At 37.0% G+C, this 9,890-nt stretch carries 11 protein-coding genes; 6 read left to right on the plus strand and 5 right to left on the minus strand.

Annotated elements, in window-relative coordinates:
* Positions 1-120: 120 nt before the first annotated feature.
* The 3 genes from rplI to rpsF are packed head-to-tail and all read right to left on the minus strand — an operon-like array spanning position 121 to position 1,217.
* Positions 121-564 carry a 50S ribosomal protein L9 gene (rplI, locus tag ACWITO_RS11160; RefSeq protein WP_448530074.1) on the minus strand — a complete coding sequence of 148 codons (444 nt, stop codon included), beginning with the start codon at positions 562-564 and terminating at the stop codon, positions 121-123.
* A gap of 16 nt (positions 565-580) precedes the next feature.
* Positions 581-838 (minus strand): 30S ribosomal protein S18, encoded by a 258-nt coding sequence (rpsR, locus tag ACWITO_RS11165; RefSeq protein WP_448530075.1) that lies wholly within the window; start codon positions 836-838, stop codon positions 581-583.
* A 13-nt stretch (positions 839-851) separates the two neighbouring features.
* Positions 852-1,217: a 30S ribosomal protein S6 gene (gene rpsF, locus ACWITO_RS11170; protein WP_448530076.1), complete on the minus strand. Its 366-nt coding sequence runs from the start codon at positions 1,215-1,217 to the stop codon at positions 852-854.
* A 132-nt stretch (positions 1,218-1,349) separates the two neighbouring features.
* Between rpsF and ACWITO_RS11175 the strand changes: the two genes are divergently transcribed.
* From ACWITO_RS11175 to ACWITO_RS11200, 6 genes are all read left to right on the plus strand, one after another.
* Positions 1,350-2,105, plus strand: coding sequence for an SDR family NAD(P)-dependent oxidoreductase (locus tag ACWITO_RS11175; protein WP_448530077.1), 756 nt, complete (start codon positions 1,350-1,352; stop codon positions 2,103-2,105).
* A 64-nt stretch (positions 2,106-2,169) separates the two neighbouring features.
* Complete coding sequence (gene ffh, locus ACWITO_RS11180; RefSeq protein ID WP_448530078.1) at positions 2,170-3,510, plus strand: signal recognition particle protein; 1,341 nt, start codon at positions 2,170-2,172, stop codon at positions 3,508-3,510.
* Positions 3,511-3,629: 119 nt separating this feature from the next.
* A complete protein-coding gene (locus tag ACWITO_RS11185; protein WP_448530079.1) occupies positions 3,630-4,232 on the plus strand; it encodes a hypothetical protein in 603 nt (200 codons plus the stop codon).
* Between the two features lie 2 nt (positions 4,233-4,234).
* A complete protein-coding gene (locus tag ACWITO_RS11190) occupies positions 4,235-5,776 on the plus strand; it encodes an HsdM family class I SAM-dependent methyltransferase (protein ID WP_448530080.1) in 1,542 nt (513 codons plus the stop codon).
* A 50-nt stretch (positions 5,777-5,826) separates the two neighbouring features.
* Entirely contained in the window at positions 5,827-7,104 is a 1,278-nt protein-coding gene (mraY, locus tag ACWITO_RS11195) for a phospho-N-acetylmuramoyl-pentapeptide-transferase (RefSeq protein WP_448530081.1), read from the plus strand.
* Positions 7,105-7,149: 45 nt separating this feature from the next.
* Complete coding sequence (locus tag ACWITO_RS11200) at positions 7,150-8,385, plus strand: ABC transporter permease (RefSeq protein WP_448530082.1); 1,236 nt, start codon at positions 7,150-7,152, stop codon at positions 8,383-8,385.
* On the opposite strand, the gene ACWITO_RS11205 is transcribed toward ACWITO_RS11200, so the two are convergent.
* A complete protein-coding gene (locus ACWITO_RS11205) occupies positions 8,386-9,303 on the minus strand; it encodes an AEC family transporter (protein WP_448530083.1) in 918 nt (305 codons plus the stop codon).
* Positions 9,294-9,785 carry a hypothetical protein gene (locus ACWITO_RS11210; RefSeq protein ID WP_448530084.1) on the minus strand — a complete coding sequence of 164 codons (492 nt, stop codon included), beginning with the start codon at positions 9,783-9,785 and terminating at the stop codon, positions 9,294-9,296. The genes ACWITO_RS11205 and ACWITO_RS11210 overlap by 10 nt, the downstream gene beginning before the upstream one ends.
* Positions 9,786-9,890 lie beyond the last annotated feature (105 nt).

Consider the following 9,890-nt stretch of genomic DNA (forward strand, 5'->3'; position numbering starts at 1 on the left):
CTCAAAAGTAAGCAAAAAGAGGATTGCAAGCACAATCCTCTCTGAAATTTTGTTATTTTCCCAAGAATTAAAGTTTAACTTTTTGAACCTTAAACTTTGAACTCTAAAACTCCTTGTATTTTACTCTGCTACTACTCTGAAAGCAATGGTGTGCTTTACTTCTCTGTGCAAATCTAAGGTTGCTTTGTATTCGCCAATCATTTTCACTTCGCCCGCGATAGCGATTTTCTTGCGGTCAATATCAAAGCCTTGTTTTTTGAGAGCTTCAGAGAGTTGGGTAGTAGTTACAGAACCGAAAATTTTACCGCTTTCACCTACTTTAGCGGGGATTTCTAGCACGAGTTCGCCGATACGCTCAGCCAGAGCTACAGCTTCATTTTTGAGTTTTTCGGCTTTGTGAGCGGCTTGTTTCAAGTTTTCGGCGAGCATTTTCTTATTGCCTTCGGTAGCAAGTATAGCAATGCCACGAGGAATAAGATAGTTGCGAGCAAAACCGGGTTTTACCTTTACAACATCATTTTTATAGCCAAGACCTGTGTAGTCTTCTTTCAAAATCACTTCCATAATCAAAAATTTTACGTTATTTCAAACCATCGGTAACGAAAGGCAAAAGAGCCAAATGACGGGCACGCTTGATAGCCTGTGCCACTTTACGCTGATATTTCAGGCTGTTGCCTGTGATACGGCGAGGTAAAATTTTACCTTGTTCATTTACAAATTTGAGCAAGAAATCGGCATCTTTGTAGTCAATGTATTTGATGCCCATTTTGCGGAAACGGCAATATTTCTTTTTGGTTTCCTGCTTAGCACTGTGTATAGGTTCGTTGATGAGTGTCATAATTCCTCCTTTTTTATGCTACTGTTTGAGCCTCTTTTTTCTTTCCTACCAAGCCTTTGCGGCGTTTTTCGTTGTATTCTACGGCGTATTTATCCAAGGCGGTAGTCAAATAACGCATAATGCGTTCGTCGCGGCTGTATTCAATGTGAAGTGTATTCACAATGCTTACAGGGGCTTTGAACTCAAAAAGTTGGTAAAAGCCTGTACTTTTGTGCTGAATAGGATACGCCAATTTTTTCAACCCCCAGTTTTCCTCGTGGATAATTTCAGCACCATTATCTACGAGAATTTTGCGGAACTTTTCTACGGTATCCCTCATCTGTTCTTCAGATAAGACGGGAGTAATAATGAATACCGTTTCGTACTGTTTGTGGTTCATTGCAAACTTCGTTTTTTAGGTTAAATTTTGAGGGTGCAAATATACAAAAGAATTTTTTTCTCGCAAAAAAATATCTTGCTTTTTGCAAAAAATAGTCAAAAGTATTAAGTTTCAGGCTTCAAAAGGTGGCTTATGCAGTTTTTTTCTCAAAAAAATATTCTCGTTACAGGTGCTTCTTCGGGCATTGGTTTGGAAATGGTAAAATTGCTTTTAGATTTTCCTTGTAAAATTATTGCTGTGGATATTCACCCTTTGCCCGAAAGCCTTTTAGCCCAAGGAAAGGTATACTTTTTGCAAGCTGATTTGAGCCAAAAAGAACATTTAGAACTGCTTTTTGAAAAATTAGCTTCCGATTTTGATAAAATTGACGTTTTTATAGCCAATGCAGGTTTTGCTTATTACGAAAAATTGCAAGAACCCGATTGGGGGCATCTTGAAAAAATTTTCGCTCTGAATGTGTTTTCACCGATTTATAGTCTTTTGAAAATGCAAAAAAGCAATACGGAAGTAGTTTTTTGTATTACGGCTTCGGCTATGGCAAAAATGGGTTTGGCAGGCTACAGCCTGTATAGTGCCACCAAAGCCGCCCTTGACCGCTTCGCAGAGGCTTTTCGTTTGGAAAACCCGCATTTTCGCTTGGTTTTGGTGTATCCGATAGCTACTAAAACTCATTTTTTTGAAAATGCAGGCAAAGCTCCTTTGTATTTCCCTTCGCAAGAGGCTTCTCGTGTTGCTTTGAGTATTCTGAAAGGCATTTCTAAAGGCAAAAGAAAAATTTATCCTTCATTTTTGTTCCGATTGAGCTATTTTTGCGGCTTTTTACAAGAAAACCTGAACTACTTTTACCAAAAATATACCCAAAAAATATTTCGCAAGCGTTTTGGATAAGTTTTTGGGAAAAATAAGAAAAACTCCTAATTTTGCCGAATTGTAAAGCTAATTGTAGAAAGTTATGTTTCAAAATTTAAGCGAAAGATTAGAAGGTGCCTTGAAGGTTATCAAGGGCAAGCATAAAATCACTGAACTCAATGTTGCTGAGGCGGTAAAAGATGTTAGAAAGGCTCTCGTGGAGGCTGATGTGAATTACAAAATTGCCAAAGAAATTACAGAAAGAATTAAAGAAAAAGCCCTTGGACAGAAGATTTTGATAGCCGTTGAGCCTTACCAATTGATGATAAAGATTGTAGAGGACGAGCTGGCTCAACTAATGGGTGGACAGAAGGCTGATTTGATACTTACGGGAAGTCCTGCGGTTGTTTTGATGGCAGGTTTGCAAGGTTCGGGGAAAACGACTTTTTCGGCAAAATTAGCCAATCAAATCAAAAGACAAGGGCGGCAGGTACTTTTAGTAGCTTGCGACGTATATCGCCCTGCCGCTATTGAACAGCTCAAAACACTTGCCTCGCAAATAGGCGTAGATGTGTATAGCGAACCTGAAAACAATAATCCCGTAGCTATCGCTCAGAATGCTATTCAGTATGCCAAAACGAATCACAAAAATGTTGTAATTGTAGATACAGCGGGGCGTTTGGCGGTAGATGAGGAAATGATGAATGAAATTGAGCAAATCAAGAAGGCTATCAATCCTTGTGAAATTCTCTTTGTGGTAGATTCTATGACGGGGCAAGATGCCGTAAATACTGCTAAGACTTTCAACGAAAGGCTGGATTTTACAGGGGTTGTGCTTACCAAACTTGATGGCGATACAAGAGGTGGGGCGGCTCTTTCCATTCGGGCAGTAGTAGAAAAACCCATTAAATTTGTAGGTACAAGCGAAAAAATTGACGGCATTGATGTTTTCCACCCCGAACGTATGGCTCGCCGTATCTTGAATATGGGCGATGTGGTAGGTCTTGTGGAAAAAGCTCAACAAGCCTTTGATGAAAAAGAAGCTGAAAGACTCAACAAAAAACTTCGCCAAAATCAGTTTGATTTCAACGATTTCCTTTCACAAATTCAGCAAATTAAGAAAATGGGTAATATCAAAGATTTGATGTCTATGGTACCAGGTATGTCCAAAATGATGAAAGATGTAGATATTCCTGAAGACGCCTTCAAGAGTACCGAAGCCATTATTTTTTCAATGACTCCCAAAGAAAGAGAAAATCCTCAATTATTGATTTCGGGCAATGGAAGCGGAAGCCGTCGCAAGCGTATTGCCTTGGGAAGTGGAACAAGCATACAAGAAGTGAATACCCTTGTAAAACAATTTGAAGAAATGCGAAAAGTTATCAAGAAAATCAATGCAATGCAGAATACAGGCAAAAGACTTGGTAAAATTTTTGGAAGATAATTAGAAATATTTGATTTTTAGCTTAATAGCTTATGTATTTGGAAAAAGATTTTTTAGAAGCTATATCTGATTCTTTCAAAAAATATTTGGAATATGGAGCTAGAAGTACAAAAAAACTTATGCCTTTACACGCTTTTTGGGCTAAATACTTGAAAAATGTTTTTGGAAATGATTATGAAATACACTATTTAGGAGAAGGTTCAAAAGAATTTACCATTGAGGGAAAATACTATTCCAAAGATGTAGATGTAACCGTAACGCATCAGCAAAAACCTGTATTTGGTTTAGGGATTAAATTTGTAACTTCTAATTTGAAGCAAAATATCAACAACTACTTTGAAAGTATGATGGGGGAAACTGCGAACATTCAAAGAATCAATGTACCCTATGCACAGCTTATTGTATTTAGACATAAAACCCCTTATTACAAAAAAGATAGCAATAAAATCAAACACAAAAAGGCTACTAAAATTGAAATAATCAATGAAAATGATTTGAGAAAGTATGTAAATTTAACTTTTGATATACAACAGGCTCATAGACCTTTGGGAATTGGAATTATGATAGTGGATATAGATGAAAGCACTTGTCAGGTAAGTAAAGTTGAGCCAAAAATGATTTTGAGAGAAGAAAAACTTGCGAACTTACTGCAAGAAAAAGTTTCTGTAACAAACTTGTGCAAAGAAATAGAAAGTTTTGCCCAATTTCATAAAATTCAGTAGCTATGGCTTCCCTGACGAAAATTTATGATAAACAGAAACTTTTTGGTAAAATTTACACGCCTCGTTTTATTGTAGAAAAAATTTTGCAAGAAATTGGTTTCAACGATAGCTCTATTTTGGGAAAAACTATTTTAGACCCCGCTTGTGGCGATGGACGCTTTCTCATTGTTGTTGCAGAGAGTATCATAAAATTTTCTCCCAAAGAAATGTTGAAAGAAAATTTAGAGAAAATATATGGTTGGGATATTGACGAGCAAGCAGTAGCTCTTTGTAGAGAAAATCTGAACAATCTTACCAAACCTTTGGGAGTAGAAATTAATTGGAATATTGAAGTATGCAACTCTTTGAAAAAAATTATAGACTTTGAAACTACTAAATTTGATTTTATCATAGGCAACCCACCTTATATTCGCATACAACATCTGCCTCATCAAGAAAGAAAATTTATACAAACTTTTTACAAGTTTTGTAAAAACGGCTCTACCGATGCCTACATTGCTTTTTATGAATTATGCCTTTCTCTGCTCAAAGAAAAAGGTATTTGTGGGCTAATTACCCCAAATACTTTTATGTATAGCCAAGCGGCTAAAGCAATGCGTACTTATTTTGCAGAAAATCAAAACTTAATAAAAATTATCAATTATGCTGATATACAACTCTTTGATAATGCTACGACTTATAGTGCTGTTGTAATTTTTGGAAAAACAAAACAAAATCATTTTATCTACGAACAAGCAGAAAGTTTGAATAAATTTTTACAAAGAACGTTATCATTTGAGGAAATTAGACATAAAAAGAACTGGAGTTTAAGTGTTAAACCGCAACTTTTGCTACAAGGAGCTAAGCTAAAAGATATTTGCAAAATTCACGTCGGGATAACCACTCTTTGCGATAAAGCCTACATTTTCCCTATTCAAGAAATAGAAAATGAACCTGATTATGTGCTTGCCAATACGTATTTCAGAGGTGTTGCAAAGATAGAAAAAGCTATTTTGAAGCCAATCATCAAGGCTTCAAGGCTCAAAAGCAGTTCGGATAAGATTACAGAATATATTTTATTCCCCTATCAGAAAGTTGGCGGTAAGCATAAAATAATTTCAGAAGAATATCTAAAAAACATCTTTCCACTTGCTTATGAATATCTTTGTAGTGTGAAAAATGAACTGGATAAACGAGATAACGGAAAACCTAACCCTGTGGCTTGGTATGCTTTCGGAAGAAGCCAAGGGCTGGATACAAGTTTTGGGAAAAAGATACTTTTTTCGCCTATGAATAATAAACCTAATTTTATCTTGATAGAAAATGAGGAAACTACTTTTTATTCAGGATACTGCATTAAGTATGACGGCGATTATGAGTTCTTATTACAGCAATTAAATTCTGAAAGACTTGCCGAATTTATTGAATATTCCAGCCGTGATTTTCGTAATGGTTGGAAAGCCTACAACAAAAAAATATTAGAGGAATTTATTATTACTTCAATACCCAACGAAAAGAAAAAAACACCTAAAAATGATGTTAAAGTGTTGAGTATTGAATTTTAGAAAAATTTTTGACTTGAAAATTTCAAAAACATAATTCAACATAAACAAAAATGCTTTACTATCTTTTTGATTACCTTGACCGTGAGTTTGATTTTATCGGGGCAGGTGTGTTTCAGTATATTTCTTTTAGGGCTGGGGCGGCAACTTTTCTTTCTTTGCTTATCAGCACTATTTATGGAAAAAAAATTATTTTGTATTTGCGTAGAAAGCAAATAGGAGAAGGTATCAGAGATTTAGGGCTGAGTGGGCAAATGGAAAAAAAAGGCACCCCTACAATGGGAGGAATCATCATTATTCTTTCTATTGTTGTGCCAACCTTACTTTTTGCCAAGCTGGATAATATCTATGTAATTTTGCTATTAGTTACGCTGGTAGGTTTGGGCTTTATTGGATTTCTGGACGATTACCTTAAAATTGCCAAAAGAAATAAAGAAGGACTTTCAGGAAAATTCAAAATCGTTGGGCAAGTGGGAATAGGTTTGGTAGTGGGAATTACACTTTACTACAATAGTAATGTAGTAGTTCAAGAAAAAATTGCCTTGGGCGAAGAGAATAAAATTATAGAACTGCAAAAAACAGAAAAAAACGTAAAAATTGATACTATTCGCCGAAAAAATGAAAAACCTTACTATGCTGTTTCTTACAAATCTACTAAAACCAACGTGCCTTTTTTCAAAAACAATGAATTTGATTACAACGTACTCAATATTTTAGAGGCTAATTGGCTGGAGGCTCTTATTTATGTAGGAATGGTCATTTTTATCATTACGGCAGTTTCTAACGGAGCAAATATCACTGATGGCATAGATGGGCTTGCCGCAGGAACTTCGGGCATTATCGGGCTGACACTGGCTATTTTTGCCTATCTTTCAGGAAATCTCATTTTCGCCGATTATCTCAATATTCTCTACATTCCTCATATGGGCGAAGTTGTAATTTTTGCTACGGCTTTTGCGGGGGCGTGTGCAGGCTTTTTATGGTATAATGCTTATCCTGCACAAGTTTTTATGGGCGATACGGGCAGTTTGGCTTTGGGGGGAGTTATTGCTGTTCTTGCTATTGCTGTACGAAAAGAACTGATGATACCTGTCTTGTGTGGTATCTTTTTTGCTGAAAATCTTTCTGTTATTTTGCAGGTAGCTTATTTTAAGTATCAGAAAAAGAAAAGAGGTTTAGAGTATGCACAAAAGCACCGACTTTTCCTAATGGCACCGCTTCATCATCATTACCAAAAAAAAGGTTATCACGAAACAAAAATTGTAGTACGTTTCTGGATTGTGGGAATCTTACTTGCTATTTTCTGTCTTGTAACTTTGAAGTTACGTTAGAAAATACCAAAAAACTTATTTTTCCGTTTCTTGAAAAACATTTCTATGAATTTTCTTGAAAACATTAAAGTAGCTCTTGGGGCAATACGCGAAAATTTGCTTCGTACAGTACTTACGGCTCTTATTATCGCCATAGGCATAATGGCATTAGTAGGCATTCTGACAGCAGTTGATGGCATACAGTCCTCTATCAATGATAGTTTTTCCGATTTAGGAGCCAATTCTTTTAATATTGGGCAAAAATTTGCCAAAGGAGGCAGAAATAGAGGTATGCGTGAAAGTGTTTCTACACCTATTACCTACTATCAAGCCCAAGAACTTAGAAAGAAGTTGAGCTTTTCGGGGGTAATGGGTATTTCGGTAGGAGTTTCGTTCAATACGGAAGTAAAGCACGGTTCACAAACTACCAATCCCAACTCACAAGTAATAGGAGTTGATGAAAACTATTTGGGTTTGAACGGCTTGGAGCTAAAAACAGGCAGAAATTTTATTACTTCCGAAGTAGAAAATGGAATACCTGTGGTGATTATTGGCAACGAAATTGCCGAAAAACTTTTTGGTAAAACCAATCCTTTGAATCGTTTTGTAAATTTCTTGGGCAAAAGGTATCAGATAATAGGCGTTTTGAGTAGCCAAGGGGGCAATATGGGCGGCAATGCAGGCGATAGAAGTGTGCTTGTACCTTTGGAAAATGCTCGTACTTTGCTGAAAAGCGAAAACACAAATTTTGACATCAAAGTAAAAGTGAGCAATCCTGCGGAAATAGACCAAGTAATGAGTGAGGCTCGTGGGCTAATGCGTAAAATTCGCCACGATTTACCCGGCAAAGAAGATTCTTTTGAAATTAGCAAAAGCGAAACCCTTGCCGAAAGATTGGAGGAAATTAGCAAATACCTGAAAATTGGTGGTTTTATTATTGGTTTTATTACACTTTTGGGGGCTTCGGTAGGGCTGATGAATATAATGCTGGTTTCGGTAACAGAGCGGACGCGTGAAATTGGTATCCGAAAGGCTCTGGGAGCTACGCCTCGCCGTATTCAGGAGCAGTTTTTAGTGGAGGCAATTGTGATTTGTCAGATTGGGGGTATCGCGGGCATTATTTTGGGTATTTTGGCGGGCAATGGCGTTGCCTATCTGCTGGGTTCGCAGAAATTTCTTGTGCCTTGGCTTTGGATGCTTTTGGGAGTAATTATTTGCATAGTAGTGGGAGTTATTTCAGGTTTTTACCCTTCTTACAAAGCCTCTCGTTTGGACCCCATTGAGGCTTTAAGATTTGAGTAATCAAGCCATTACCCACCACCAAAAACTTACCGTGAGCAAAGAAATAGGAATACCTATCCGAATGAGCAAATTGGCTAATTGCGGAGCTAAACCATATTCTACGGCAATGATAGAAGCCGTTATCATTGGAGCCATAGAAGCCTGTAAAATCACTACTTTTTCAGGTAAATTTAAGTTTTGAGGCAGAAACAGCCAAAACAAAAAAGGGATAAGCAAAAGTTTGTAAAAAAGCCCCCAAAAGGTTTCTTGCCAAAAGTTTTTTTCTTTTTGCAAAGAGATTTGCCAACCCACCGAAAACAAAGCCAGTGGCGAAAGCGTATCGGCAAAGCGTTTCCAAGTAGTTTGCAAGGCTTCAGGAAAATCTATTTGCATTAAGTTGAAAAGCAGTGCTACCAAAAAAGCCGAAAAAGCAGGAAAGGAAAGCAACTTTACCCCAATAGCTTTCCAAGAGGCTTTCTTGCCCGCTTGCAAGTTGGCAAGCAAAATGCCCAGCGTAGAAAGCACCAAAAAAGTGCCTTGGTCGCAAAGTACAGCGGTTTTGATGCCTTCTTTTCCATAAAAAGCCTCTACCAAAGGATAGCCCATAAACGATACATTTCCAAAGCCACAACACAAAACCAAACAACCCAAAACATTTTTGCTGAAATGTAATATTTTTTGCAAAATTGTAAAAAATAGTACCGCGACTGCAAGCACTATCAAGCCCATTGAAAGGGGCAAAAGGGCTTTTGCTGAAAAGCTAATTTTAGGAATATAGTAAAGAGCCATCGCAGGGAGCGAAACATACAGCACAAAAGCATTGATACCTTGCGGAGTGCTTGCAGGCAAGCGGAGGCGTTTGTGTTGCGTTTTGAGCAGAAAGCCCGCCACAAAGCAGAAAAGAATAAGCAAGAAATTACTCATTTCGGCTAATCCCAAATGGAATATTTGCGTATGCGAAAGCGTATGAAAATATACGCCAGCGATAAAAGAATGATAGCAAGACCAATCAGCCAGAAAATAGTCATATCTACGGTGTCTTGTATCATTACATTGATTTCCCAAACCTTAAAAATCAGAAACGAAGCATACAAATTCACAAGAGCCGTAAAAGTATAAAACCAGGCTTTCAGGACATTGTAAAACTCTTCCTTACTCAATTCGTTTTCTTTCCAGAAGTCTGCTTGTGGAATTTGAAGTTTTTCGATAGGGATATTTCTCAAAAATTTTTCAAAAAATACCATTATCAGGTTGAATGTTCCGACAAAGCCCAGAGCCACATACAAAAACCAGTGTTTAGAAATGAGGTTGTAAGGATAATGCAAAGAAATTTCGGCGGGTAAATTGGTATTTGTTATCAGCCATACCGCCGCAAAAACTACTACCGAAAAGTATTTGAAAAAAGCAATAAATAAGTTCATAGGTGGCAGATTTGTTTGTATCTATAAACCAACGCAAGTTGCAGAAGTTTTTTAGTTTTTCAAAAAATTCTGATGCAATCTTTGATAAATATAGAAATATGGAGA

The organism is Raineya sp., from assembly GCF_053497555.1.